Source organism: Microbacterium sp. I2 (assembly GCF_051364985.1).
Taxonomy (GTDB): domain Bacteria; phylum Actinomycetota; class Actinomycetes; order Actinomycetales; family Microbacteriaceae; genus Microbacterium.
The window spans coordinates 1-25,347 of record NZ_JBLWIH010000014.1 but is presented as its reverse complement, the minus strand read 5'-3'; the positions used below and the strand labels follow the sequence as shown (position 1 = coordinate 25,347).

The window sequence follows — 25,347 nt, the reverse complement described above, 5'->3', positions numbered from 1 at the left end:
ATGACCTACGACTCGAACGCCCTGCCCTCGATGCTCGCGACCGCGGGGACCGCGGGAGCATCCGATGTCCATCTGACCGCCAATCACCCGCCGCTCATGCGGGTGAAGGGCGACCTGGCCGCCATCCCCGGGTTCGCCGAGCCGACAGGGACCAACTGGCTCGAGGGCGCCGTCGGCGGCCTCATGACGAACGAGCAGATCGTCGAGTTCCGCGAGTCGGGCGAGGTCGACCTGTCGTACACCGTGCCCGGTGTCGCCCGCTTCCGTGTGAACGTCTTCCGGCAGCTCGGCGACGTCGCGGTGGCCCTGCGGTTCATCCCCGACAAGGCGTTCTCTCTGGAGAAGCTGGGTGTGCCCGCCGTCGCGCGCGACCTCGTGCTCAAGCCGCGAGGACTCGTCCTCGTCACCGGCCCCACCGGATCGGGCAAGTCGACCACCCTTACGGCGATGCTCGACATCGTCAACCGCACGCTTCCCGCGCACATCGTGACGGTGGAAGACCCGGTGGAGTTCCAGCACACCAGCCGCACCTCCCTGATCCACCAGCGCGAGATCGGCAGCGACACGAAGTCGTTCGCCGAGGCGCTGCGTCGCGTGCTGCGTCAGGACCCCGACGTCATCCTGATCGGCGAGCTGCGCGACCCGGAATCCATCTCGACCGCGTTGTCGGCGGCCGAGACCGGTCACCTCGTGCTGTCGACCCTGCACACCCAGAGCGCGGCCAAGTCGATCAACCGCATCGTCGACGCCTTCCCGCCCGACCAGCAGACGCAGGTGCGCACGCAGCTCGGCGACACCCTGCAGGGCATCATCAGCCAGACCCTCCTGCCCATGGCACATAGCGATGGCCGGGTGATCGCGACCGAGGTTCTGATCAACACCCCGGCGATCGCGAACCTGATCCGGGAGGGCCAGGTGAGCCAGATCTACTCGATGATGCAGGCGGGCGGCAGCCTGGGCATGCACACCCTGGATCAGGATCTGAAGCGGCTGGTCGAGGACGGCAGCCTCTCGCTGGCGCTGGCGAAATCGTATGCAGCGGATCCGAAGTCACTCGACGAGGCACGGGTGCGACCGCGCGATCTGGACGCGGACGCCTGGTCCGTCCACACGCCCGAACCCGCATCGTCTGGGTGGGGGCACTGATGGCGCTCGTCCAGGAGTACACCTACCGCGCCGTCGATGGCACGGGGGGAGCGATCGTCAAGGGCACGATCGAGGCTCCGAGCGAGGGCGCGGTCACGGCCAAGCTGCGCGCGCAGGGCATGACGCCTCTGCAGGTGACACCGGCATCCAAGACCGGCCTCAATCAGGAGATCTCGATCCCCGGATTCGAGAAGCGCGTCAAGGTCGGCACGCTCGCAGTCTTCTCCAAGCAGATGGCGGGACTCATCAACGCGGGCCTCCCGCTCATGCGGACCCTCAGCATCCTCATCGAGCAGGCCGAAGACAAGAAGCTGCAGCGAGCCCTCGTCGGCGTCCACGCCGGTGTCGAATCGGGGTCGTCGTTCTCTGCCGCTCTCTCGGCCTACCCCGAGGTCTTTCCTCCGCTCATGATCAGCATGGTGCGGGTCGGTGAGATGGGTGGCTTCCTCGGACAGTCGCTCGCCACCGTCGCCGAGACGTATCAGGGCGAATCCGAGCTGCAGGGCAAGATCAAGTCGGCGACGACGTACCCGATCATCGTGTTCGTCATCGCGATCCTCGGCGTCATCGCGATGGTCACGTTCGTCGTGCCCATCTTCGAAGGCATGTTCACCAATCTCGGCTCTGAGCTGCCCGTGCCGACGCAGATCCTGGTGACGTTGTCGAACAACATGATCTGGCTCCTTCCCGTGCTGATCGTTGCCGGCATGGCGGGGTGGCTGTGGTGGGTACGCAATCGCCGGTCAGAGAAGGTGCGGCGGATCGTCGACCCGTGGAAGCTGAAGCTGCCGGTGATGGGGCCCCTCGCCACGAAGATCGCGGTGGCCCGATTCACGAGGAGTCTGTCGATGATGCTCAACGCCGGCGTGCCGCTGGTGCAGGCACTGTCGATCGTCGGCTCCGCCTCGAACAACTGGAAGATCGAGCAGGCCGTCCGCGAGATCCAGGAGTCGGTCAAGCAGGGGCGCTCGTTCTCCACGCCGCTGGCCAAGGCGGCCGTCTTCCCGCCGATGGTGGCGCAGATGACCGCGGTCGGCGAGGAATCGGGAACACTCGCCGAGATGCTGGCAAGTATCGCAGATTTCTACGAGAACGAGGTCGAGACGGCCACGTCGCAGCTCACCGCCTCGATCGAGCCGATCCTCATCGTGGGCATCGGCATCATCATCGGCGGCATGGTCATCTCGCTCTATATGCCGATCTTCTCGATCTACGGCGAGCTCGGGCAGTCCGGGCAGTGAGTCCGGGCGTCAGACGGCGACGCGCATGATCTCGTCCACCGTCGTGACGCCCTGCGCGACCTTGCTGAAGCCGTCGTCGCGGAGGGGCACCATGCCCTCGGCCATCGCGAGCTGACGCATCTCGGTGCCGGTGGCGCCCGCCACGACGAGCTGCTCGAGACCCTCGCTGAGCGTCATGACCTCATGAAGAGCCACGCGGCCGCGGTACCCGGTGCCCGAGCAGGCCGAGCAGCCCACTGCCCGGTACAGCTGGGGCAGGTCGCCGGGATCGTGCGGGAAGCCCACCGACCGCAGCGCTTCGGCGCCCTCGACGTACGGGGCGCGGCACTTCATGCACAGGCGCCGGGCGAGACGCTGAGCGACCACCGCCGATAGGGCGGTGCCGACCAGGAACGGCTCGCAGCCGATCTCGACGAGGCGGGTGAGGGCGCTCGGCGCGTCGTTGGTGTGCAGCGTCGACAGCACGAGGTGACCGGTCAGAGCGGCCTCGATCGAGATGCGCGCCGTCTCGGAGTCGCGGATCTCGCCGACGAGCACGACGTCGGGGTCGGATCGCAGGATCGAGCGAAGTGCCGCCTGGAAGGTCAGGCCCGCGCGCTGGTTGACCTGCACCTGGCTGATGCCCTCGATGCGGTACTCGACGGGGTCCTCGACGGTGATGACGTTGATCTGCGGGCTGGCCACCGTGTTCACCGCGGTGTACAGGGTCGTGGACTTGCCCGACCCGGTCGGTCCGGTGACAAGGACCATCCCGTGGGGTCGAGTGATGGCGGTGCGGAACCGCTTCTCGTTGATCGTCGAGAATCGCAGCTGCGACATCTCCAGGGCGCTGCTGGAGTTGTCGAGGATTCTCATCACGATCTTCTCGCCCCACACCGTCGGCAGCGTCGCGACGCGGAGGTCGACCTGGCGGTCCTCGTGCTTGACCGAGAGCCGGCCGTCCTGTGGTCGACGGCGTTCGGCGATGTCGACGTTGGCCATGATCTTGAGCCTCGAGATGACGCCGTCCTGGATCGCACGATCGGCGCGCTGCATCTCGTGCAGCACGCCGTCGATGCGGTACCGCACCGTCAGCTGCCGCTCGCCCGGCTCGATATGGATGTCGCTCGCGCGGTCGCTGATCGCCTGGGTGATCAGCAGGTTCACGAACCGCACGATCGGAGCGTCGCCGGACTGGTCTTCGAGCGACTCGGTACCCGCGGGGCTGGAGTCGACTGCGGCGCTCTCGCCGATCTGCTCCGAGAGGTCGCTCAGCTCTTCGTCGGAGCGCAGGAACCGGCTGAAGGCGGCGGTCAGAGCGTCGGCGGCGACGACCACCGGCACGATGTTGAGATCGGTCGCCGTCGTGAGGTCGTCGAGGGCGATGAGATCGCTCGGATCGAGCATGCCGATGATGAGCTGGCGCCGGCCGCGGGTGATCGGTATCACCTGGTACCGCCGGCACAGCGCGGCGGGCACGAGGGCGATGATGTCGGCGTCGAGTGCGGTCGAACCGAGGTCGATGAACGGGCGCCCGGTCTGCTCGGCGATCGCTTGCGCGATCTGGGTCTCGGTGGCCAGGCGGGCGGTGACGATCTCGTGCCGCAGTTCCGCGCCGTCGCCGGCGCGAGCGACGAGATCCGACATCTCGTCGGCGTCGACGACACCGGTCTGCACCAGCGTCTGCGCGAGTCCTCTCACCTGCCCACCCTTCTACGCTCATCCTAGGTTCTGGGCGCGGGCGGAGTCTCGGGTGAATGCGGCGTGGAGAATGGCACGACGCAGGACGAGGACACCATCGGGCCGCTATCGTGCAGAAGTGCTTCCCCGGGATACTGCAAGGCTTCGCTTTCGCCAGATGACCCCGGCGGACCTCGACGCGATGGCCGGACTGTTGGCTGATCCCGATGTCATGCGGTACTACCCGGCGCCGAAGTCCCGCGAACAGGCCGCGGCATGGATCGCATGGAACCAACGGAACTACGCCGAACACGGCTACGGACTCTGGATCATCGAGACGCACGCGGGCGAGTTCGTAGGAGACTGCGGCCTGACCTGGCAGGACGTCGATGGGCTCAGCAAGCTCGAGGTGGGCTATCACGTCACGCCGGCGTGGCAAGGTCAGGGCGTCGCGACAGAGGCGGCGGCAGCCAGTCGCGACTTCGTGATCGAGCACCTCGAAGCACGGGAGCTGATCGCGATCATCCACCCTGACAATCGCGCCTCCCAGCGGGTCGCCGAGAAGATCGGCATGCACCGCATCGAAGACGAGGGCACGGGAAGCCGTGCGCGCCGAATCGTCCTGAGCATGCTCGAATGACGACACGGCCTCGCTGGGATGTCGGACCTCGCGATCGTCGAGGTCTCGGAAGCTGCCCGCAGGCTCACCAGGGTGACGGGTCGGCGGGCGCGGTGAGCGCCGTGGGGGTGACCCACCATGTGGCGCCCGCACCGTCCCGGTGAGCGCCAGCGTCTGCGCGAGCCCTCTCACGGCGCCCCGATCCCGAGGGACACACTACGGCGCGCGCGTCAAGCGGGGATCGCGGATTTTCGGGGCTGGGTATGGTGACGCGCATGGGTGACCTGATCAAGCGGATGACGGCGTGGGCGCTGTCTGTCAAGCCGGTGCGGGTGTGGCTTCACTACTCCGAGCGGCGCGGGCCGATGCTGTCCGACAGCGTCACCTACCGCACGCTGTTCTCCGTCTTCGCGGGCGTGCTGCTCGGCTTCTCGTTCGCGGCGCTGTGGCTGAGTGGCAACCGCGCCGCGTGGGACTCCCTGGTGGAAGCGGTGGATGCCGCCATCCCGGGCCTGGTCGGACCAGGCGGCATCGTCGACGTCAGCGGGATCGACGCACCCGCCGGCCTCACGGTGGCGGGGATCATCGCCCTTGTGGCATTGGTGGGGGCCGCGATCGGAGCGATCGGCTCGCTGCGCAGTGCGTTGCGCACGCTCGCCGACAAGGTCCACGACGACGTGATGTTCCTGTGGGTGCTGCTGCGCAACCTGCTGCTCGCGCTCGCGATCGGCGGGGGGTTCATCCTGTCGGCCGGAGCCACCTTCGCAGGCACCTCGTTCGTCGGAGCGGTGCTGGACTGGCTGGGCATCGCCCGCGGTCCCCTCGCCGACCTCGCGACTCGCGGCGTGTCGATCGTCGTCGTCTTCGCGCTCGACATGGCCCTGGTCGCGCTCGCCTTCGTCACCCTGAGCGGCGTCCGCGCGCACCCGCGGTCGCTGTGGTCGGGCGCCTTCGTCGGCGCGGTCGGGCTGATCGTGCTGCAGCAGCTGTCAGGCCTGTTCGTGGCGGGCGCGGACTCCAACCCCCTGCTCGCGTCGTTCGCGTCGCTCGTCGCCCTGCTGATCTGGCTGAATCTGTCGGCCCAGGTGATCCTGCTCGCGGGGACGTGGGTGATCGTCGGCGAGCGCGAGCGCGCCGACCGCGTGCGCGAGCGCCACGGGTCGCCCACCTTCGCGCTGCGCCGGGTGCGCCAGGCCGAGGACGCCGCGGCCGTCGCGGCCGAAGAGCTGCGGCTCGCGCGTGAAGCGGCCGACGCCGAGCGCGCCGCGGCGAACGGCGCGGACGGCTCCAAGGGGGACGCCGGGGCGAGGGAACGTGCGGAGGCCCGCTCATGATCCAGGTGCCGGTCTTCACCGCCGAGCAGGTGCGGATCGCGGAGGCACCGCTGCTCGCCGCCGAGCAGCCGCTCATGGCGCGCGCCGCCGCCGCGCTGGCGGAGGTCGTGCGTGGGATGTTCCGCGACGGGCAGGGCGACAGCGGTGCGCCGGCCGGGGCGCCGCAGCCGATCGCGACGGCCCACGCCCGGCACCTGCTCGTGCTCGCCGGCAGCGGCGACAACGGCGGCGATGCGCTGTACGCGGCCGCCCACCTCGCCGACGAGGTCGATGTCGATGTGCTGACCGTCGGGGTGCGCGTCCACGAGACAGGTCTCGCGTCGGCGCTCGGCGCGGGCGCTCGTCGCGTCGAGATCCCGGCCGTGCGCGAGGCGGCCGAGGACTACGACCTCATCCTCGACGGGATCCTCGGCATCGGCACGACCGATCTCGACCTGCGCGGCAGCGCCCGCGAGGCGGTCGAGGCGCTGCTCCCGGCCGTTCGCGCCGGTCGTTCGCGCGTCATCGCGGTGGACCTGCCCAGCGGCCTGCACCCCGACAGCGGGGACAGCGGTGCCCATGTGCTGCCGGCATCCGTCACCGTCACGTTCGGCGCCGTCAAGGCGGGCCTCGTCACCGGCCGGGGTCCCGAGCTCACCGGAGAGCTCGTGCTCGCCGACATCGGCCTCGGGCCCGAGCTCGACGGCTTCGTGCCGGTAGGGGAGGCATCCGTCTCGCGCGTCGTGACCGGATGACGAGCGGCGCCCCGCCTACCGGGCGTAGCGTTCGACGAACGTGCGCAGCATGCGGCTCGGATGCGACACGGCGGCACGGCGCACCGCCGCGAGGGTGAGCTCGAGCTCGTCGGCCCCGAAGTAGCCGTGCCCCGCGTACGCGTGGATGCGGGTCGTGATGGCCTCGACGTCGAGCTCGGGATGGAACTGCGTGGCATACACGTTGGCGCCCACACGGAACATCTGCACCGGGCACGCGGGCGACGAGGCGAGGAGCGTCGCCGAGCGCGGCAGCTGCGAGATCGCCTCCTTGTGCCCGACGAAGGCGTCGAACGTCGTCGGCAGGGCGTCGAGGAGGGGATCGGATGCCCCGGCCCGCGTCTTCGTGACGGGCACGACGCTGATCGGCTCGCTGTGGCGACGATCGATCACGGCGCCCTGGTGTGCGCCGAGCGTGCCGACGCCGTAGCAGGCGCCGAGGAACGGGAAATCCCGTGCGACGACCTCATCCAGGAGCGTGTCGAACTCGTGCTCGACCCGTCGCTGCACGGCCGATTTCGTCTCGGCGGGGTCGGAGGCGTTGAACGGCCCACCGCCGACGAAGATGCCCGACAGCCCGTCGAGATCGAGGTGAGGCATGGGGCCCGCCTCGAGTCGCACACGCACGAGATCGCGCTCCTCGAGCCCGGTGTAGCGGAGGAAGAGTGCGTACTCTTCGTCGGCGGGGACGTCCTCGGCGCGCGTGGCGAGCAGGACGAAGGGCTTCACCCGACCAGCCTAGGCGCGAGCGGCACGCGGCGCGGCGCACAGAATCGGAGGTCCTGCGCGAAACGCCGGGCGGCGGCATCCGGTCTCGGCGTGTGCGCCGAAGTCTCCGATTCTGTGCGGCAGCTCCACTCCTCCACAGGGAGTTGGCCGGCCAGGTTATCGACAGATCGCGAGAAGCGGGGCGGGGGCGGATGCCGCGCCCCGCAGCGTTGAGGAATGTGCACCGCTCCCGCCCCTGCCGTCATGACATATCAAGAAGCGATTGCGGGGCAGTCGCGGTCGAATATCGCCAAGGCCGTCCACCGTGGCTCGCTTCGTAAAGTCAGGCGAGGCGTCTACGAGCGCGGCGCCTGCGAGACGGTCCGGACAGCAGCGGCGCACGGTGGGTCGGTCGCGTGCGTGTCTGCGGCTGTCCATCACGGCCTCTGGGTTCCTGAGCACGGCGGCAACCTGCACATCGCGCTCGGTGCCCACGCCCGGGCGTACGCGCACGACGAGTGCACGTGCGTCGTCCACTGGTCCGACGAGGACGGAAAGAAGAGCGTGTTCGGCGTGCCATCCGTCCGAGCGACCGTGCGGCAGGTTCTGCGATGCCAGGGCATCGAGGCGTTCTTCGTCGCGCTGGAGTCCGCACTGAGACAGGGCAAGCTCTCGAGCTCCGATGTGCAGTGGCTGCAGGCGCACACCAATGCCCCGGCCCGAGAAGCGATCGCCTTCGCCCGCCGCGACGCCGACAGCGGGCTCGAATCGCTGCTGCGATGGCGCCTACGACCCCACGGCTTGTCGGTCAGGGCGCAGCAGTCGATCGTCTCCGTCGGTCGCGTCGACTTCGTGATCGGCGATCGGCTCATCGTCGAGGTCGACGGAGTCGACAACCATGACGGCGAGTCGCACCGCCACAAAGATCTTGTGCGAGACGCGCATGCAGCGGCATGGGGATACGTGACGCTCCGGTTCGACTACGCGCTGGTCGTCCACGATTGGCGGACTGTCGAACTGGCGATCCTCGGCTACGTCGACCGCGGGTTACACCTTCGGTGATGTCGGCGTGCACAGAATCGGAGGTCCTGCGCGAAACGCCGGGCGGCGGCATCCGGTCTCGGCGTGTCTGCCGAAGTCTCCGATTCTGTGCAGGCCCCCGCGCTCACGATGCGTAGGTCACGAGGCCGAGCTCGACAGGGGAGACGAGCTGCTCGTGCCGCGGCACGACGCGCACGGCGTAGCCGAAGGTGCCGGTGACGGTGAGCGGCAGGGCGCCGGTGAACGTCACGATGCCGTCGTGGGCGGGTCCGGCCGGATCGAGACGGTGCACGGAGTGCTCGGCGGCCAGCGCGTCGTCCTCGTCGGTGCGGCCGTAGACCAGTTCCACCGCGACGTCCTCGGGCGAGAGCCCGTCCAGCCGCACGTCGGCGCGCACCTCGAGGGTGTCGCCGGCCTGCGCCTGCTGCGGGATGCCGGAACTGTCGACGCTCGCGATCGAGATTCGGGCCCAGGCATCCTTCACCCGCCCGATGAACGCGGCGAGCGCCTTGGCCTCGGCGAAGCCGTCAGCGCGCAGCGCCGCATCGTGCGCGGCGGCAGGAACGTACAGGCGCTGGACGTAGTCGCGCACCATCCGGTCGCTCGTGGCCTTGGTGCCCAGGTCGGTCATGGTGTGGCGCACCATTCCGAGCCACGCGAGGGGGAAGCCCCCCTCGCGGTCGTAGAACTTGGGCACCAGCTGGTGCTCGATGAGGTCGTAGAGTGCCGCGGCTTCGGCGTCGTCGCGCTCCTCGTCGTTCGCCGCGGTGTCGGCGGTCGGGATCGCCCAGCCGTTCTCGCCGTCGAACCACTCGTCCCACCAGCCGTCGAGGATCGACAGGTTCAGCGCGCCGTTGAGCGCGGCCTTCATGCCGCTCGTACCGCAGGCCTCGAGCGGGCGCAACGGGTTGTTCAGCCACACGTCGCATCCCGGGTAGAGGTCTTTCGCGAGCGTGATGTCGTAGTCCGGCAGGAACACGATGCGGCCGCGCACCTTCGGGTCGCGGCTGAAGCGCACCAGCTGCTGGATGAGGATCTTGCCCGAGTCGTCGGCAGGATGCGACTTGCCGCCGATCACGATCTGCACCGGCCGCTCGGGGTCGGTCAGCAGCCGCGTGAGGCGCTCGGGATCGCGCAGCATGAGCGTGAGGCGCTTGTAGGTCGGGACGCGGCGGGCGAACCCGATCGTGAGGACGTCGGGGCTGAGCAGATCGCCGACCCAAGACGGCGTCACACCGCTGCCATTCGAAACGGATGCCGCCGTGACCCGGCGTCGTGCCTCGGCGACGAGCTCGCCCTTCATCTGCTGGCGGACGCCCCACAGCTCCGCGTCGGTCACGGCCTCGCGGTCGGTCCAGTCGTGGGCGTCGGTATGGGCGTCGCCCCAGACGCGCTCGCTCAGCGCCTTCAGCGCCGGGTGCACCCACGTCGGCGCGTGCACGCCGTTGGTGATCGACGTGATCGGCACCTCGTCGGTATCGACGCCCGGCCACAGATGGCCGAACATGCCGCGGCTCACCTCACCGTGCAGCACCGACACGCCGTTCGCGTGCTGACCCAGGTGCAGGCCGAGCACCGCCATGTTGAACACGCCCTGGTCGCCGCCGTCCCACGTCTCGAGACCCAGGGCGATCGCACGCCCGCCGTCGAGCCCCTCGAACAGGCCACCCGCGAGCACGTCGGCGATGAGGTCGCGAGAGAACCTGTCGATCCCGGCGGGCACGGGCGTATGGGTCGTGAACACCGTCGACGCGCGCACCTGAGCCAGGGCCTCGTCGAACGTCAGCCCATCGTGCGTGATGAGCTCCGACATCCGCTCCAGACCCTGGAATCCGGCGTGGCCCTCGTTGGTGTGGTAGACGTCGGGAGCGGGTCGCCCGGTGATCTCGGACCATGCGCGGACTGCGCGGACGCCGCCGACGCCGAGCAGCAGCTCCTGCAGCAGACGGTGCTCGCCGCCGCCTCCGTACAGACGATCGGTGACCTTGCGCATGTCGTCGGAGTTGGACGGAGTCTCGGAGTCGAGCAGCAGCAGCGGCACGCGCCCGATGTCGGCGACCCAGATCCTGGCGTGCAGGCGCCGGTCGCCGGGCAGCGCGAGCGGGATCTCCACCGGGGAGCCGTTGCGGTCCCGCAGCAGGGTCAGCCCGAGGCCGTACGGGTCGAGCAGCGGGTAGCTCTCGCGTTGCCAGCCATCGTCGCCGATGGACTGACGGAAGTAGCCCGCGCGATAGAACAGGCCGACACCGGTGAGCGGGACGCCCAGGTCGGAGGCGCTCTTGAGGTGGTCGCCGGCCAGGATGCCGAGGCCTCCGGAGTACTGCGGCAGCGAGCCGTCGACGCCGAACTCGGGGGAGAAGTAGGCGATGTGAGCGGGCTTGGGGTCTTGCAGGCCCTGGTACCAGCGTTCGCCGGTGAGGTACGCCGAGAGCCGGTCGTCCTCCTCCCGGACGCGGGCGACGAAGGCCTCGTCGCTGGCCAGCTCGTCCAGGCGCGTTTGACCCACCGCCCCCAGCATGCGTGCGGGGTTCGCGCCGATCTCGTCCCACAGCGCGGGGTCCATCGACGCGAACAGCGCGTGGGTGGACCGGCTCCACGACCAGCGCCAGTTCGAGGCGAGGCGGTCCAGGGGTGTGAGGGATTCGGCGAGGACGGGACGGACGGTGAACGTTCGGATGGCCTTCACGCGTGCATTCTAGGGGCCCAAGCTGGAAGCGCTTGCACGAGCGAGGGGCACAAACCGGATGCTGCCGAGTCAAGTGCCGCCGCCCGCCGGCGCCTCGGGTCTAGGCTCGCCTCATGGCTATCGCACGACTTCACGGCGGACCGCTCGACGGGCAGGTCCTGCCCCTCGAAGACCCGCAGCTGGACCGCATGATCGTTCCCTACAGCGAGACGCAGGTCGTCTACGAGCGAAAGGGCTCGCCGGAGAACACCGGCGACGGCGACGGCCCGACCGAGGCGGAGTTCTGGTTCGTCGAGTCCGAGGACGACATCGATCCCTACAGCGACACGGCACGTGACCGACGGTGACGAAGCCCCGACGACCTCAGGCGGCACCAGCTCCGTAGAGATCGAGCTCAAGTTCGACGTCGCTGACGAGACGCCGCTGCCGGACTGGTCCGGACTGCCGGGCGTTGCGTCCGTGGGCGAGGCCGAGCGCCGTGAACTCGACGCCGTCTACTTCGACACCGATGACCTCTCGCTGGCGCACGCAGGATACGCGGCGCGTCGCCGCACCGGCGGGCCGGACGAGGGCTGGCACATCAAGGGGCCGCGCGGCCCCGAAGGCGGCCGCATCGAACAGCAGTGGCCGCTGGGTTCGCACGCCGAGGTTCCCGCGGAGGTGCGCGCCGCGCTGGCTGCGGTGACGGAAGCCACCGCTTTCGCGGCGATCGCGCGCATCCGCAACACCCGCACGGCGTACGCGCTCCTGGACTCCGCCGGAGATCTCGTCGCCGAGTTCGTCGACGACCGGGTCACCGCCCTCGACGAACGCGACGGCGTGGAGCGGACGTGGCGGGAGTGGGAGTTCGAGCTCGGATCCGCGGCCCCCGTGTCGCCCGCCGAGCGCTCGGCGCTGCTGTCGGCCGCCGAGGCCGCCGTGCGCGCAGTGGGCGGCCGTGCTGCGGCATCCGCGTCGAAACTCGCTCGCGCCCTCGGTCGCTGAACACACGAGAAGGCCCGGAACCGAGAACGGTTCCGGGCCTTCACCGATGCGAGTCAGAGGTTGATCATGTGACCCGCGAGGCCGTGGAACGCCTCCTGCACGGCCTCCGACAGCGTCGGGTGGGTGTGGACGTTGCGCGCCGCCTCGAGCGCGGTCAGGTCCCACTTCTGCGCGAGCGTGAGCTCGGGCAGCAGCTCCGACACGTCCGGACCGATCATGTGGCCGCCGAGAAGCTCGAGGTGCTCGCCGTCCGCGATGAGCTTGACGAACCCGATCGCCTCGCCGAGCCCGTTCGCCTTGCCGTTGGCCGAGAACGGGAACTTGGCGACCTTGACGTCGTAGCCGGCGTCGCGCGCCTGCTGCTCGGTCAGACCGAACGAGGCCACCTGCGGCGAGCAGAACGTCGCGCGGGGCATCATGCGGTAGTCGCCGAGCGTCATGGTCTCGGCCTTCGCGATCGTCTCGGCCGCGACGACACCCTGGGCCTCGGCCACGTGCGCGAGCTGCAGCTTGGCGGTCACGTCGCCGATCGCGTAGATGTGCGGCACGTTGGTGCGCATGTGGTCGTCGATGTCGATCGCACCCCGGTCGGAGAGCTTGACGCCGGTGTTTTCGAGCCCGAAGCCCTCGACGTTGGCGGCGAAGCCGATCGACATGAGCACCTTGTCGGCCTCGATCGAGCCCGCGCTGCCGTCCTTGGCGGTGTAGGCGACGGTGACCTTGTCGCCCTGGTCGGTGACGGTCTCGACCTTGGTGGAGGTCAGGATGTCGACGCCGTACCCCTTGTACTGCTTGGTGATCTCCTTCGACACGTCGGCGTCCTCGTTGGGGAGCGCGCGGTCGAGGAACTCGATGATGGTGACCTTGACGCCGTAGTTGGCGAGGATGAAGCCGAACTCCATGCCGATCGCGCCGGCCCCCACGATCACGATCGACGAGGGCAGGTCGCGAGAGAGGATCTGCTCCTCGTACGTCACGACGTTCTCGCTCAGCTGGACGCCCGGCAGCAGGCGAACGCGCGAGCCGGTGGCGATGATGGCGTTGTCGAAGGTGACGTCGTCGGTGGTGCCGTCGGTCTTGGTCACCCGGATCGCGTTGGGTCCCGTGAACGAACCGCGGCCCTCGTACTCGGTGACCTTGTTCTTCTTCATCAGGTAGTGGATGCCCTTGACGTGGGTGTCGGACACCTTGCGGCTGCGATCCCACGCGACGCCGAAGTCGAACGAGACGTCGCCCGAGATGCCGAACAGCTCCGCCTTGTGGTGGAACTGGTGCGCCAGGTCGGCGTTCTTGAGAAGCGCCTTGGAGGGGATGCAGCCGACGTTGAGGCACACACCGCCCCAGTACTTCTCTTCGATGATCGCGACCGAGAGGCCGAGCTGAGCGCTGCGGACGGCCGCGACGTACCCGCCGGGGCCCGCGCCGAGGATGACGACGTCGTAATGTGGCATGGCTCCAAGCCTATCGGTCGGCAGGGGGCTCGGATCCGGGCTGAGCGCCGTCGCGAGCGCCCTCGGCGAGGGCCCGTTCGCGGCGCGAGCGCGACACCAGCAGGTACGTCACGCCGCCCACGACAGCCGCGGCGATGAGGCCCAGGATGATCCACGGCAGAGCGCTGGAGCCCTCGTCGGCCGCGGGTGCGGCGGAGGGGGTCGTCTCGCCCGTCGGGCTCACACTCGGCGCGATCGACTCGGACGGCGCGGGGGCCGGTTGGGTGGTCTGGGTGGGGTCGGGCCCTGGTGCGCCCGTCACGGTGAACGAGAACTCGCCCGAGATGGGATGCCCGTCGCTCGAGACCACCTTCCACAGCACCGTGATGAGACCGGATGCCTCGCCCCCGAGTCCCTCCGCGGCGAGCGGCTGGGTGAGCACGTTGTCTTGAGCGGAGGGCGTGCCATCGGTGAGCGTCGTGCCCTCGGCATCCGTCACCTGCACCTCTGACGCACCCTCGTCGGGGGCGATCACGCCACTGAAGGTGAGTGTCAGCTCGGCAGGCAGGACCTCGACGGTGCTGTCAGCCGCGGGGTCGCTGCCCAGCAGCTCGTCGTGAGCGGAGGCGGGGGATGCCGTCACCACCCCACCGGCGAGGGCCAGCAGCACCGCGGTGGCGAGCGCGGCTGCACGGGACGGGCGGGCTGTGTGAATTCCTTGTGACGTCACCCGATCGAGCCTAATCGGCCCTTCGATCCGGAACCCGCGAGGTCTAGCATGGCCGCAGGCGGGACGACCTGCCCGCCGACCCGACAGCGGAAGAAGGTGGGCGATGGACAGCATGATGATGGGCGCCATGTCGAAAGACATGATGTCGATGCCCGGCATGCAGGAGATGGACATGGCGGTCCTGCAGGCCTGTATGGACGCCTGCTCGGCCTGCGAGCAGGCGTGCACGGTTTGCTCGACCCAGATGATGTCGTGCGCGCCGGCGTGCATGAACTGCGCCGACATGTGCAACACCATGATGCGCTCGATGATGCGCATGCAGGGGATGACGCCGGCCTCCATGATGGCGATGCTCGACGCGTGCATCGCCATGTGCCAGACCTGCATGGACGAGTGCATGGAGCACGCAGACCACAGCGAGGTCTGCAAGATGTGCGCTCAGGCGTGCAAGGCCTGCATGGACGCCTGCATGGCGGTCAAGGACAAGATGATGGCGATGAGCTGAGGCGAGTCAGCCGCGCAGGACGTTGAACCGCTCGCCACCCACGGCGAGCACGTGATAGCGCTCGTGGAGCGCGACAGGCGTGCCCACCGCCAGGCGCGCCGCGGCGCCTGCGCCATTCCACAGTGCGACCGCCGAGCCGTCGTCCAGCGTCCGGACGATGACGAAACCCGAGCGCCCGTCGGCGGCCTCCACGATCGCGTCGGCCCAGTCCGAGGGCGTCGCCGAGGCGAGGCGCGCCTGGATCAGGTGCAGCGCATGGCCCGGCGCGTACGACGTGCAGGCATCTCCGTGGTCGCACATGCACGCCGCACGCTCACGCACCTCGAGGGGCGGGATGTGGCGGTGCGGGCTCGACACGGGGGACTCCTTGACTCGTCGGATTCGGACTCCGCCAGGCTAGGCGCGCTGCTTGCGCGGAGCACGCGGGTCGACACGAGACGAAACAATGCGATGCGGCCGGATCCTCGAAACCTGCACTTTCGCGGCACCCGCGATCGGATAGGCTGGGGCGTCGAAGGAGGACAACGTGGAGGACGACCGCCGACCCGACCAGGGCGACATTCGCCGGGCTGCCGGGGCCGCCGCGCACGAGTCCGATCGCGCAGCCGACACGACGCAGACGTTCGGGCACGACTCCGACCTGTCGTTCGTGCCGTTCGGCAGCGAGCTCGGTGAAGCCGAGCTCGACGCGATCGAAGCACTGCCGTCGGGCGCCGCACTGCTGCTCGTGCGTTCAGGACCCACCGCCGGAGCGCGCTACCTGCTCGACACCGACGTGACGACCGTCGGCCGGCATCCCGAGGCCGACATCTTCTTCGACGACGTCACCGTCTCGCGCCGCCATGCCGAGATCACCCGCACGGGCACAGCCTTCGAGCTCGTGGACCAGCGTTCGCTCAACGGCACGTACGTGAACGGTGAGCGCGTCGACCGCGCGGCGCTGACGAACGGCGCCGAGGTTCGCGTCGGCAAGTTCCGTCTCAACTTCTTCGTCTCACCGGCCGATCTGTCCCAGACCGCGGACGTCTGATGCCCGCTGCGTCCGCCCGCGAACGATCTTCGTCCGCGGGTCTTCTGAGCATCGGCCAGGTGCTCGCGCGGCTGTCGCCGGAGTTCCCCTCGCTCACGTCGAGCAAGCTGCGGTTCCTCGAAGTTCAGGGCATCGTCACCCCGCTGCGCACCGAGTCCGGGTACCGCAAGTTCTCTCAGGACGACCTCGAACGCCTGCGCCTGGCGCTCACGCTGCAGCGCGACCACTACCTGCCGCTGTCGGTCATCCGCGACTACCTCGAAGACGTCGACGCCGGGCGCGACCCCGCGACGCCGACCGCCGTGCCGCCGCCGTCGATCCTGCCGGCGCCGCGCCGTTACCGACGCGATGAGCTGCTCGCCGCATCCGGTGCCGCGCCGCAGCTGCTCAATGACGCGATCAGCACCGGCGTGCTCGTGGCCGGCGAGAGCTACACCGAGCAGTCCGTCGCGCTGCTGCGCGCGCTCGTCGCGCTCGACCGGCACGGCATCGAACCCCGGCACGTGCGGGCACTGCGGCAGAACGCCGAACGCGATGTCGCCCTGGTCGAGTCCGCTCTCGCCCCGTTGCTGCGCAGGACGGATGCCTCGTCCCGCGGTCGCGCGGGCGAGCTGGCACCCGAATTGGCCAAACGTCTCGACGAAGTCCGCTCGATCTTCGTGCGGTCAGCATTGGATCGGCTGCTGTCCTGACGCGGCCCAGCGGCATGTCGCAGGGCAGAAACGCGCGACACGCCGGACCGCCAACAGCGGATGTCATTGCCGCAAGCGTGCGGCTCATCTAGCGTGGAGATATCCGATTCCGGAGGGGGGATAGGCATGACACGAGACGCGTCAGACAACGAGCCGTTCGTCGCCGAACTCCTCTTCACCGACGGACTGCCGGCCATGGACGACGAGGTGGGCTATCGCGGAGCCGTCGCGGCACGCGCCGCCGGCATCACATACCGCCAGCTCGACTACTGGGCCCGCACCGAGCTCGTCGAGCCCACGGTTCGCGGCGCGAGCGGGTCGGGATCTCAGCGGCTCTACGGCTTCCGCGACATCCTGGTGCTCAAGCTCGTCAAGCGCCTGCTAGACACCGGCATCTCCCTGCAGCAGATCCGCACGGCGGTCGACCAGCTCCGGGCCTCAGGCATCCGCGACCTCGCGGGAACCACGCTCATGAGCGACGGCGCATCGGTGTACCTGTGCACTTCGAACGACGAGGTCATCGACCTCGTGAGCCGCGGTCAAGGCGTGTTCGGCATCGCAGTGGGCAAGGTCCTGCGCGAGGTCGAGTCCGAACTCGTCGAGTTCGAGGTCGAGAAGCCCGACGCGATGGACGAACTCGCACTCCGCCGCGCCGCACGCACCGCCTGACGCGTCGGCACGGCGGTCGCCGTGTCAGCTCATCGCGACGTCGGCGGGGGCCCGATTCCTGGCGCCCTCCGAGAGCGCCTGCTCGAGATCGGCGATGAGGTCGGAAGGGTCCTCGAGCCCGATCGAGAGGCGCACGAGCGCGTCCGACGGCTTCGCGTGGGCCTGCACGGGGCGATGTGTGAGCGACGCGGGGTGCTGGATGAGCGAGTCGACGCTCCCGAGCGAGACCGCGTGCGTGAACAGTCGCACCGACGAGGTGAGCGCGCGGGCGGCGTCGTAGCCCCCGGCCAGCTCGATCGCGATCATCGCGCCCGGGCCGGACTGCTGCGTGCCGATCAGCCCGTGCGGGTCGCACTCGGGGAACTCCGGGAAGTGGACGCGGTCGACGTCCTCGCGTGCGGCCAGCCATCGCGCAACGACGCGGGCGTTCTCCTGCTGGGCCCGCACGCGCACGGGGAGCGTCGCGAGCCCCCGGTGCAGCAGATAGGCCGCCAGGGGATGGAGCAGGGCCCCGGTGATCGCACGCGTGCGCCGCAGGGCCGCCGCGGTGCGCGCGTCGCACGCGATGACGCCGCCGACGACGTCGCCGTGCCCGCCGAGGTACTTCGTTGCGCTGTGGAGCGAGAGCGAAGCGCCGAGATCGAGGGGCTGTTGCAGCACGGGCGTGGCGAAAGTGTTGTCCACGAGTACAGGCACGTCGCCGGCCGCCGCCACGACCGCGCGGATGTCGACGAGTTCGAGCGACGGGTTGGCGGGCGACTCGACCACGACGAGCGCCGTGTCGTCCCCGATCGCTGTGGCCACGGCATCCGCCCCGCCGTTCTCGATCGTGCAGTACGTGGTCTCGACGCTCAGCAGCCCCGAGGCGAGAAGGTGATCCGTGCCGCCGTAGAGCGGGCGGACCGCGACGACGTGCCGGCGACCTCGTTCGTGCGCGAGGGTGAGCAGGGCGGCGGTGACGGCGGCCATGCCTGACGAGAACGCCACGGCCTCTTCGGCATGCTCCAGACGCGCGAGTGCCTCCTCGAACCGCGCGACGGTCGGGTTCCACAGGCGCGCATAGACGTTGGAGCCGCCTTCGAACGGGTGTCCGCCGGTCGCGAGCACCTCATATGACAGGCCGCCGAGGTCGACGTCGGGCAGAGCGTTCGTCGACGAGAGGTCGAGAGGGAGGGCGTGTACGCCGAGGGCCGCGAGATCATCGCGCCCGGCGTGCACGGCAAGGCTGTCGGGGTGCAGCGTCATCGGTGCCATGGTCGATATGTTCAGCGACTTCGCCGCGAAAGGCAAGTCCTGTGCAGTGGGTCGCGCACTAAGCGAGCAATCTGACCATCGCGCGAGCATTCTGCTGACCCGCCACTGCTCAGCCGGAGTCGATCGGTCGCGCCCGCGTCGTGCAGGGGCGAAGGGCCCGGGTCAGGCGCGGGTGTCGTCGGGCACCGGGATGCGGCCGGTGCGCATCACGCGGTCCAGGAGCGAATCGAAGTCGGCCGCGAGCTCCTGTGCGGAGTCGCCGGGCCAGATGTGCAGCGGCTTGGCGGCGCCCTGAGCCTGCTGCAGCGACGTGCGCTCCGGCAGCTGCGGCGCGAGCACGAGCGGGCCGAACATGTCGCGCAGCTCCTTGATGCGGAACTGGTGCTCGATCGACTGCGGACGCACGCGGTTGACCACGATGCCCAGCGGTTGCAGGCGGGGGGAGAGGCCGCGGCGGATCTCTTCGATGGCGCGCAGGGCCCGGTCGGCGGCGGCCACCGAGAACAGGCCGGGCTCGGTCACGACGATCACGCGGTCGCTCGCGGCCCATGCCGTGCGGGTGAGCGCGTTCAGGGACGGCGCGCAGTCGATCAGCACGAGGTCGTAGTCGGCCTCGATCGTGGCCAGCGCCTCTTCCATCTTCCAGACGTCGCGCACGCTGGGGTGCGGTCCGTCGAAGTTGATCGCCGAGGGGCTGCCGATCATGACGTCGATGGTGCCCGGATGCACCTTCGCCCAGCCGCTGGAGGTGATGGCCTGACGGACCGTCTTCTCCTTGGGGTTGGCGAGGACATCGGCGACATTCAGTCGCCCGGCGACCTGAATATCCATGCCCGTCGACACGTCGGACTGCGGGTCGAGGTCGACGACGAGCGTGCGGACACCGCGGGCGAAGGCCGCCGACGCGAGTCCGAGAGTCACGGTCGTCTTGCCGACGCCTCCCTTGAGCGAGCTGACGGAAAGGACGTGCACAAGGCACCACGTTACCGTCCCCTAGGCTGAGAGCACACTCAGCCCGTTTCCAGGGGCCCGTCTGCACCGCCGCCCACGGAGGTCGAATGTTCCGCAAGATCCTGGTCGCGAACCGTGGTGAGATCGCCATCCGCGCTTTCCGAGCGGCCTACGAACTGGGGGCGCGCACCGTCGCCGTCTTCCCATACGAGGACCGCAACTCGCTGCATCGGCTGAAGGCCGACGAGGCGTACCAGATCGGTGAGAAGGGTCATCCCGTACGCGCATATCTCGACGTGGACGAGATCATCCGCGTCGCGAAAGAAGCGGGGGCCGACGCGATCTACCCCGGGTACGGCTTCCTGTCCGAGAATCCGGACCTGGCAGAGAAGGCCGCCGCGAACGGCATCGCGTTCATCGGACCGCCCGCGAGCGTGCTCGAGATGGCCGGCAACAAGGTCACTGCGAAGCAGCACGCCGTGGCGGCGGGCGTGCCGGTGCTGCGGTCGACGGATGCATCGGACGACGTCGACGCCCTCCTCGCGCAGGCCGACGACATCGGCTTCCCGATCTTCGTGAAGGCCGTCGCCGGCGGCGGCGGACGAGGGATGCGGCGCGTCGCGCAGCGTGAAGAACTCGCACCCGCCCTCGCCGAGGCCATGCGCGAAGCGGACAGCGCGTTCGGCGACGCCCGCGTGTTCCTCGAGCAGGCCGTCCAGCGCCCTCGGCATATCGAGGTGCAGATCCTCGCCGACAGGACGGGGGAGACGGTTCACCTGTTCGAGCGTGACTGCTCGCTGCAGCGTCGCCACCAGAAGGTGATCGAGATCGCGCCGGCGCCGAACCTCGATCCTGCGATCCGCGACGCGCTGCACGCGTACGCCGTCGCCTTCGCGCGGTCGATCGGCTACGAGAACGCCGGCACGGTGGAGTTCCTCCTCGAGACCGCGGGCCCGCGCACCGGGGAGGTCGTCTTCATCGAGATGAACCCGCGCATCCAGGTCGAGCACACCGTGACCGAGGAGGTCACCGACGTCGACCTCGTCCAGTCGCAGATGCGCATCGCGGCGGGCCAGTCCCTCGACGAACTCGGCCTCACCCAGGATCGGATCCGCCTCCGCGGAGCGGCGCTTCAGTGCCGCATCACGACGGAGGACCCGACCCAGGGCTTCCGCCCCGACACCGGCAAGATCACCACGTACCGCTCACCCGGCGGCGCGGGCATCCGCCTGGACGGCGGCACGACGGCTGCCGGCTCGCAGATCAGCCCGCACTTCGACTCGATGCTCTCCAAGCTCACGTGCCGGGGCCGCGACTTCGGCGCCGCGGTGGTGCGTGCGCGTCGTGCTCTCGCCGAGTTCCGCATTCGCGGCGTCTCGACGAACATCCCCTTCCTGCAGGCGGTGCTCGACGACCCGTCGTTCGTCGCCGGCGACGTGTCGACGTCGTTCATCGACGAGCGGCCGGGCCTGCTCAGGGGCCGCGAGTCCAAGGACCGCGGCACCAAGATCCTCAACTGGCTGACCGACACCACGGTGAACCGTCCGCACGGTGACAACCCGGTCACGGTCGACCCGCGCCTGAAGCTCCCGGTCGTCGATCTGACGGTCGAAGCGCCGGCCGGATCGCGCCAGCGCCTGCTCGAGCTCGGCCCCGCCGCGTTCGCGAGGGCGCTTCGTGAGCAGAACGCCCTCGGCGTGACCGAGACGACCTTCCGTGACGCGCACCAGTCGCTGCTGGCCACCCGCGTCCGCACCAAGGACCTCGTGACGGTAGCCCCGTACGTCGCACGTCTGACGCCGCAGCTGCTGTCGGTCGAGGCATGGGGCGGCGCGACGTACGACGTCGCCCTGCGGTTCCTCGGGGAGGATCCGTGGGAGCGCCTGGACCGGCTGCGCACGGCGCTGCCGAACGTCGCGATCCAGATGCTGCTGCGCGGCCGCAACACGGTGGGCTACACGCCGTACCCGACCGAGGTCACCGATGCGTTCGTGCGCGAGGCCGCGGCATCCGGAATCGACATCTTCCGCATCTTCGACGCACTGAACGACGTGTCGCAGATGCGCCCGGCGATCGACGCCGTGCTGCAGACCGGCACAGCCGTCGCCGAGGTCGCGGTCTGCTACACCGGCGACCTCCTCAATCCCGCCGAGGATCAGTACACGCTGGACTACTACCTGCGCGTGGCCGAGCAGATCGCCGACGCGGGAGCGCACGTCCTCGCGGTCAAAGACATGGCGGGCCTGCTGCGGCCGGCTGCGGCATCCCGTCTAGTCTCCGCCCTGCGCGAGAACTTCGACCTTCCGGTGCACGTGCACACGCACGACACCGCAGGCGGGCAGCTGGCGACGCTGCTGGCCGCCAGCGCGGCGGGGGCGGATGCCGTCGACGCGGCCGCCGCGCCGATGTCGGGCACGACCAGCCAGCCGTCGCTGTCGGCCCTGGTCGCGGCGCTGTCGCACACCGAGCGCGACACCGGCATCGACCTGGATGCAGTGAGCGATCTGGAGCCGTACTGGGAGGCCGTGCGTCACCTGTACCGCCCGTTCGAGTCCGGTCTGCCCGGTCCCACCGGGCGCGTCTACCATCATGAGATTCCCGGTGGTCAGCTGTCGAACCTGCGCCAGCAGGCGATCGCTCTGGGGCTCTCGGAGGACTTCGAGCTCATCGAGGACATGTACGCGGCTGCGAACGACATCCTCGGGCGCGTGCCGAAGGTCACGCCGTCGTCGAAGGTGGTCGGCGACCTCGCGTTGCACTTGGCGGCCGTCAAGGCCGACCCGAAGGACTTCGCCGAGAACCCGCAGAACTACGACATCCCCGACTCCGTCGTCGGCTTCATGGCCGGTGAGCTCGGCGAGCTGCCGTTCGGCTGGCCGGAGCCGTTCCGCACGAAGGTGCTGCAGGGCCGCACGGTGAACATCGAGGTGACGCCGCTCACGGAAGGCGAGTCGGCGGCACTGGAAGCGGATGCCGCGTCCCGCCGCGCGATGCTGAACAAGCTGCTCTTCCCGGCGCCGACCCGCGAGTACGAGCAGCGCCGGGAGGTCTTCGGCGACCTCAGCGTGCTCGACACCGCGGACTACCTGTACGGTCTCGCGCAGGGCACGGAGCACGTGGTCGAGATCGAGCGCGGTGTGCAGCTGTTCGTCGGCCTCGAGGCCATCGGCGAAGCCGACGACAAGGGCATGCGCACCGTCATGACGACGCTCAACGGCCAGTTGCGTCCGGTATTCGTGCGAGATCGCAGCATCCAGGTCGAGTCCCGTCAGGCGGAGAAGGCCGACACGTCGAAGCCCGGTCAGGTGGCGGCGCCGTTCTCGGGCGTCGTGACGCTCAAGACGGTCGTCGGCGACGCGGTCGTCGCCGGCCAGCCGGTCGCCTCGATCGAGGCGATGAAGATGGAAGCGGCCATCACCGCGCCCGTCGACGGGGTCGTCGAGCGTCTGGCCATCGCCGAGACCGCACAGGTCGAGGCGGGCGACCTTTTGGTCGTGGTCCGTCCCGCCCAGTAGCCTGGAGGGCGGCATCCGCCCGAAACGCCCTTCTGCTCTGGAGATCTCCGCAGTGACGCCCGACCGACCCGACCACACACCCGACGAAGCCGTGAACGGCGTGCTCTCCGACACGGGGAGCCTCGACACGACCGGACTCGGCATCCTGGGCGGTGCGACGGCACAGGTGAGCGTCGAACTGCCGACCGAGTCGGAAGACGACCTCGCCGACGACGACGTCATCGACGACGAGGTGCCGTTCGTGGTGCATATCCCCGCGGACGCCGAGCTGCCCGCCGCTGCCGTGACAGTCCACCCGGACGAGCCCGCCGTCGAGACCGCTGAGGCCGAGATCATCGAGACCGAACCAGAGCTCGAGGACTGGACGGCGGAGACCGGGGGCTTCGACCATCCGCAGGCGGTCGAGGACATCGCCGACGCCGACGAGGTGTTCGAAGTGACCTCCGCGCTCGATGAGACGGCGGTTGGTGAGGCTGAGGCAGCCGCAGCGTCCCCTCTCGCCGACGGCTCCGCGCCGGATGACGACGACGTGAACGACGCCGACTTCAAGGGAGTCGCCGCATTCGCCGCCGACGAGTACGATGCGGTGACATTCGAGGATGCCGAGTTCGAAGACGCCGAGTTCGCCGCCGGGCTTGCGGACGCGGCCGCCGCGACCGCGGAGGAGCCCATGATCGCCGACACCCCGTCCGACGACGCACCGGAGGAATCCGGCGCGCGCGCGCCCCAGAGCGCGGCATCCGCTCCGCCGGCAGCGCCCGCCGCGCCGACTGCCTCGACCGGACCGACGCCGGCCACGCGGCGCGAAGCGCACCACACCGGCGCGCTCCCCGTCGTCGAGCGGGCCGTCGAGCGGTCGCAGCCTCGTGCCGGCGTCGCGCTGACGTCCAAGCGCCTCGGCGAGTTCGAACCCGACCGCGAGACCGCCGATCTTCTCACGGCCGATCGCCTGCTCGACCCGCACCAGGTGATCCGCTCCGAGCCGGAGGGGATGTGGCAGCACTTCCTGTACTCGATCTCGGGTCGGCGCATCAACCTGGGCGACGGCAAGCGCGCCCGCGCCCGCAAAGAGCTCGATCGCCGCATCTCCGCGCCGCTGACCGGCGGCGCGCGGTTCGTGCCGGTGCTGTCTCGCAAGGGCGGGGTCGGCAAGACCACCGTGACGACGCTGCTGGGCATGGCACTCGCCGACGCACGCGACGATCGCGTCATCGCCGTCGACGCCAATCCCGACCGCGGCACGCTGGCCGAGCGCATCTCGCGCGAGAGCGGCAAGACCGTCCGTGACCTCGTGCGCGTGCGCGGCGATGTCGTGGGCTTCAACGACCTCTCGAACATCGTCGCCCGCGACGAGACGCGCCTGGACGTCGTCGCGTCCGACACCGACCCGCGCGTCTCTGAGGCCTTCAACGACCAGGACTACCGGGATGTCGCGTCGCTCGCCGCGCACTACTACTCGGTCGTGCTCACCGACACCGGTACCGGCATCGTGCACTCCGTGATGGGCGCGACGCTGGATCTCGCCGATCAGATCGTGATCGTGGCAGGACTGAGCGTCGACGAGGCGCGCCTCGCCTCCGAGACGCTCACGTGGCTCGAGACGAACGGCTACTCCGACAAGGTGCGCGGCGCCGTGGTGGTGCTCAACAACGCGCGTCCCGGGCAGCCGCTGGTGCAGCTGGACGAGCTGGAGTCGCACTTCCGCACGCGGGTGCGGTCGGTTGTCCGCATGCCGTACGACCCCCACATCGCGACCGGAAGCGCCATCGTGTTCCGCGACCTGCAGCCCGCGACCCGCCTTGCGGCACGCGAGCTCGCGGCCGCGGTCGTCGAGGGCCTGCGCTCCTACGCTTCGGCTGCCTGAGGCATCCATGGCAGTTCGTCCCATTCGTGTCTTCGGCGACCCCGTCCTGAAATCGGTCAGCGCTCCCATCGGCGAGATCGACGACGGCGTGCGCGCCCTCGTGAAGGACCTGATCGACACCGTCGAGCTCCCCGGTCGCGCCGGGGTGGCCGCGTGCCAGATCGGTGTCGGGCTGAGAGCGTTCAGCTACAACATCGACGGCGACATCGGCTACGTCCTCAACCCCGTGCTCGTCGAGACATCGGGCGACCCGCAGCCCATCGGGGAGGGATGCCTCTCGGTTCCCGGACTCTGGCACGACGCCATCCGATATCCGTACGCGAAGGTCGTCGGCATCGACCTCGACGGGAACGAGATCGTCGTCGAGGGTGAGGGGCTGCTCGCGCAGGCGCTGCAGCACGAGACCGATCACCTCGACGGGATGCTGTACCTCGACCGGCTCACCCCCGAAGAGCGCCGCGTCGCGATGCGTGAGATCCGCGAGTCGGACTGGTTCTGACGTGAGAATGCCGCGGCCCGGGCCTTTCGAGAAGGCCC

At 69.4% G+C, this 25,347-nt stretch carries 23 protein-coding genes; 15 read left to right on the top strand and 8 right to left on the bottom strand.

Annotated features, from left to right (window positions below):
* Nucleotides 1-1,146, top strand: coding sequence for a type IV pilus twitching motility protein PilT (locus tag ACLKM7_RS12815; RefSeq protein ID WP_436447547.1), 1,146 nt, complete (start codon nt 1-3; stop codon nt 1,144-1,146).
* On the top strand, nt 1,146-2,387 hold the full coding sequence (locus ACLKM7_RS12810) for a type II secretion system F family protein (RefSeq protein WP_436447546.1): 1,242 nt from the start codon (nt 1,146-1,148) through the stop codon (nt 2,385-2,387). The genes ACLKM7_RS12815 and ACLKM7_RS12810 overlap by 1 nt, the downstream gene beginning before the upstream one ends.
* A 9-nt stretch (nt 2,388-2,396) precedes the next feature.
* Here the strand turns inward: ACLKM7_RS12810 and ACLKM7_RS12805 are convergent, their stop codons facing one another.
* On the bottom strand, nt 2,397-4,067 hold the full coding sequence (locus tag ACLKM7_RS12805; RefSeq protein ID WP_436447545.1) for a GspE/PulE family protein: 1,671 nt from the start codon (nt 4,065-4,067) through the stop codon (nt 2,397-2,399).
* 70 nt (nt 4,068-4,137) lie between these two features.
* Here ACLKM7_RS12805 and ACLKM7_RS12800 point away from each other — a divergent pair, with 70 nt between their 5' ends.
* The 3 genes from ACLKM7_RS12800 (at nt 4,138) to ACLKM7_RS12790 (ending at nt 6,733) form a co-directional block, all read left to right on the top strand.
* A complete protein-coding gene (locus tag ACLKM7_RS12800; RefSeq protein WP_436447584.1) occupies nt 4,138-4,686 on the top strand; it encodes a GNAT family N-acetyltransferase in 549 nt (182 codons plus the stop codon).
* Between the two features lie 254 nt (nt 4,687-4,940).
* Complete coding sequence (locus tag ACLKM7_RS12795) at nt 4,941-5,999, top strand: YihY/virulence factor BrkB family protein (protein ID WP_436447544.1); 1,059 nt, start codon at nt 4,941-4,943, stop codon at nt 5,997-5,999.
* Entirely contained in the window at nt 5,996-6,733 is a 738-nt protein-coding gene (locus tag ACLKM7_RS12790) for an NAD(P)H-hydrate epimerase (RefSeq protein WP_436447543.1), read from the top strand. Before ACLKM7_RS12795 ends, ACLKM7_RS12790 begins: the two co-directional genes overlap by 4 nt.
* A 15-nt stretch (nt 6,734-6,748) precedes the next feature.
* Here ACLKM7_RS12790 and ACLKM7_RS12785 read toward each other — a convergent pair whose 3' ends face one another.
* Nucleotides 6,749-7,480, bottom strand: coding sequence for a glutamine amidotransferase (locus tag ACLKM7_RS12785; RefSeq protein WP_436447542.1), 732 nt, complete (start codon nt 7,478-7,480; stop codon nt 6,749-6,751).
* A 399-nt stretch (nt 7,481-7,879) separates the two neighbouring features.
* Between ACLKM7_RS12785 and ACLKM7_RS12780 the strand changes: the two genes are divergently transcribed.
* On the top strand, nt 7,880-8,521 hold the full coding sequence (locus ACLKM7_RS12780; RefSeq protein WP_436447541.1) for an endonuclease domain-containing protein: 642 nt from the start codon (nt 7,880-7,882) through the stop codon (nt 8,519-8,521).
* Between the two features lie 103 nt (nt 8,522-8,624).
* Here the strand turns inward: ACLKM7_RS12780 and glgP are convergent, their stop codons facing one another.
* On the bottom strand, nt 8,625-11,186 hold the full coding sequence (gene glgP, locus ACLKM7_RS12775) for an alpha-glucan family phosphorylase (protein ID WP_436447540.1): 2,562 nt from the start codon (nt 11,184-11,186) through the stop codon (nt 8,625-8,627).
* Nucleotides 11,187-11,299: 113 nt separating this feature from the next.
* Here glgP and ACLKM7_RS12770 point away from each other — a divergent pair, with 113 nt between their 5' ends.
* Nucleotides 11,300-11,533, top strand: a complete 234-nt coding sequence (locus ACLKM7_RS12770; RefSeq protein WP_168914414.1) for a response regulator — start codon at nt 11,300-11,302, stop codon at nt 11,531-11,533.
* Nucleotides 11,520-12,170 carry a CYTH domain-containing protein gene (locus tag ACLKM7_RS12765; protein WP_436447539.1) on the top strand — a complete coding sequence of 217 codons (651 nt, stop codon included), beginning with the start codon at nt 11,520-11,522 and terminating at the stop codon, nt 12,168-12,170. Before ACLKM7_RS12770 ends, ACLKM7_RS12765 begins: the two co-directional genes overlap by 14 nt.
* A gap of 53 nt (nt 12,171-12,223) precedes the next feature.
* On the opposite strand, the gene lpdA is transcribed toward ACLKM7_RS12765, so the two are convergent.
* Nucleotides 12,224-13,621: a dihydrolipoyl dehydrogenase gene (gene lpdA, locus ACLKM7_RS12760; RefSeq protein WP_436447538.1), complete on the bottom strand. Its 1,398-nt coding sequence runs from the start codon at nt 13,619-13,621 to the stop codon at nt 12,224-12,226.
* Between the two features lie 10 nt (nt 13,622-13,631).
* The gene (locus ACLKM7_RS12755) at nt 13,632-14,330 is read right to left on the bottom strand and encodes a copper resistance protein CopC (protein WP_436447537.1); all 699 of its coding nucleotides are present in this window, start codon (nt 14,328-14,330) and stop codon (nt 13,632-13,634) included.
* Nucleotides 14,331-14,433: 103 nt separating this feature from the next.
* Here ACLKM7_RS12755 and ACLKM7_RS12750 point away from each other — a divergent pair, with 103 nt between their 5' ends.
* Nucleotides 14,434-14,835, top strand: coding sequence for a hypothetical protein (locus tag ACLKM7_RS12750; RefSeq protein WP_168914417.1), 402 nt, complete (start codon nt 14,434-14,436; stop codon nt 14,833-14,835).
* 6 nt (nt 14,836-14,841) lie between these two features.
* Here ACLKM7_RS12750 and ACLKM7_RS12745 read toward each other — a convergent pair whose 3' ends face one another.
* Complete coding sequence (locus ACLKM7_RS12745) at nt 14,842-15,192, bottom strand: hypothetical protein (protein WP_343234356.1); 351 nt, start codon at nt 15,190-15,192, stop codon at nt 14,842-14,844.
* A gap of 169 nt (nt 15,193-15,361) precedes the next feature.
* On the opposite strand from ACLKM7_RS12745, the gene ACLKM7_RS12740 reads away from it, so the two are divergent.
* The 3 genes from ACLKM7_RS12740 to ACLKM7_RS12730 all read left to right on the top strand — a co-directional run bounded on the left by ACLKM7_RS12740 (nt 15,362) and on the right by ACLKM7_RS12730 (nt 17,226).
* Nucleotides 15,362-15,865 (top strand): FHA domain-containing protein, encoded by a 504-nt coding sequence (locus ACLKM7_RS12740; RefSeq protein WP_436447536.1) that lies wholly within the window; start codon nt 15,362-15,364, stop codon nt 15,863-15,865.
* Nucleotides 15,865-16,557, top strand: a complete 693-nt coding sequence (gene ftsR / locus ACLKM7_RS12735) for a transcriptional regulator FtsR (protein ID WP_168914419.1) — start codon at nt 15,865-15,867, stop codon at nt 16,555-16,557. The genes ACLKM7_RS12740 and ftsR overlap by 1 nt, the downstream gene beginning before the upstream one ends.
* Before the next feature lie 126 nt (nt 16,558-16,683).
* Nucleotides 16,684-17,226 (top strand): MerR family transcriptional regulator, encoded by a 543-nt coding sequence (locus tag ACLKM7_RS12730; protein ID WP_168914420.1) that lies wholly within the window; start codon nt 16,684-16,686, stop codon nt 17,224-17,226.
* A gap of 24 nt (nt 17,227-17,250) precedes the next feature.
* Here the strand turns inward: ACLKM7_RS12730 and ACLKM7_RS12725 are convergent, their stop codons facing one another.
* Nucleotides 17,251-18,480 (bottom strand): trans-sulfuration enzyme family protein, encoded by a 1,230-nt coding sequence (locus ACLKM7_RS12725; protein ID WP_436447535.1) that lies wholly within the window; start codon nt 18,478-18,480, stop codon nt 17,251-17,253.
* A gap of 162 nt (nt 18,481-18,642) precedes the next feature.
* Nucleotides 18,643-19,452 (bottom strand): AAA family ATPase, encoded by an 810-nt coding sequence (locus ACLKM7_RS12720; protein WP_168914422.1) that lies wholly within the window; start codon nt 19,450-19,452, stop codon nt 18,643-18,645.
* 86 nt (nt 19,453-19,538) lie between these two features.
* Here ACLKM7_RS12720 and ACLKM7_RS12715 point away from each other — a divergent pair, with 86 nt between their 5' ends.
* The 3 genes from ACLKM7_RS12715 to ACLKM7_RS12705 are packed head-to-tail and all read left to right on the top strand — an operon-like array spanning nt 19,539 to nt 25,309.
* Entirely contained in the window at nt 19,539-22,946 is a 3,408-nt protein-coding gene (locus ACLKM7_RS12715) for a pyruvate carboxylase (protein WP_436447534.1), read from the top strand.
* A gap of 52 nt (nt 22,947-22,998) precedes the next feature.
* Nucleotides 22,999-24,810, top strand: coding sequence for a MinD/ParA family ATP-binding protein (locus tag ACLKM7_RS12710; protein ID WP_436447533.1), 1,812 nt, complete (start codon nt 22,999-23,001; stop codon nt 24,808-24,810).
* Between the two features lie 7 nt (nt 24,811-24,817).
* Nucleotides 24,818-25,309 carry a peptide deformylase gene (locus ACLKM7_RS12705; RefSeq protein ID WP_436447532.1) on the top strand — a complete coding sequence of 164 codons (492 nt, stop codon included), beginning with the start codon at nt 24,818-24,820 and terminating at the stop codon, nt 25,307-25,309.
* The last annotated feature ends 38 nt before the right edge of the window (nt 25,310-25,347 follow it).

Excerpts from the sequence above, each read along its gene's own strand:
- ACLKM7_RS12815 (WP_436447547.1), top strand. The coding sequence starts at position 1 with ATGACCTACGACTCGAACGCCCTGCCCTCGATGCTCGCGACCGCGGGG.
- ACLKM7_RS12810 (WP_436447546.1), top strand. The coding sequence starts at position 1,146 with ATGGCGCTCGTCCAGGAGTACACCTACCGCGCCGTCGATGGCACGGGG.
- ACLKM7_RS12800 (WP_436447584.1), top strand. The coding sequence starts at position 4,138 with ATGGCACGACGCAGGACGAGGACACCATCGGGCCGCTATCGTGCAGAA.
- ACLKM7_RS12795 (WP_436447544.1), top strand. The coding sequence starts at position 4,941 with ATGGGTGACCTGATCAAGCGGATGACGGCGTGGGCGCTGTCTGTCAAG.
- ACLKM7_RS12790 (WP_436447543.1), top strand. The coding sequence starts at position 5,996 with ATGATCCAGGTGCCGGTCTTCACCGCCGAGCAGGTGCGGATCGCGGAG.
- ACLKM7_RS12770 (WP_168914414.1), top strand. The coding sequence starts at position 11,300 with ATGGCTATCGCACGACTTCACGGCGGACCGCTCGACGGGCAGGTCCTG.
- lpdA (WP_436447538.1), bottom strand. The coding sequence starts at position 13,621 with ATGCCACATTACGACGTCGTCATCCTCGGCGCGGGCCCCGGCGGGTAC.
- ACLKM7_RS12750 (WP_168914417.1), top strand. The coding sequence starts at position 14,434 with ATGGACAGCATGATGATGGGCGCCATGTCGAAAGACATGATGTCGATG.
- ftsR (WP_168914419.1), top strand. The coding sequence starts at position 15,865 with ATGCCCGCTGCGTCCGCCCGCGAACGATCTTCGTCCGCGGGTCTTCTG.
- ACLKM7_RS12730 (WP_168914420.1), top strand. The coding sequence starts at position 16,684 with ATGACACGAGACGCGTCAGACAACGAGCCGTTCGTCGCCGAACTCCTC.
- ACLKM7_RS12725 (WP_436447535.1), bottom strand. The coding sequence starts at position 18,480 with ATGGCACCGATGACGCTGCACCCCGACAGCCTTGCCGTGCACGCCGGG.
- ACLKM7_RS12715 (WP_436447534.1), top strand. The coding sequence starts at position 19,539 with ATGTTCCGCAAGATCCTGGTCGCGAACCGTGGTGAGATCGCCATCCGC.
- ACLKM7_RS12705 (WP_436447532.1), top strand. The coding sequence starts at position 24,818 with ATGGCAGTTCGTCCCATTCGTGTCTTCGGCGACCCCGTCCTGAAATCG.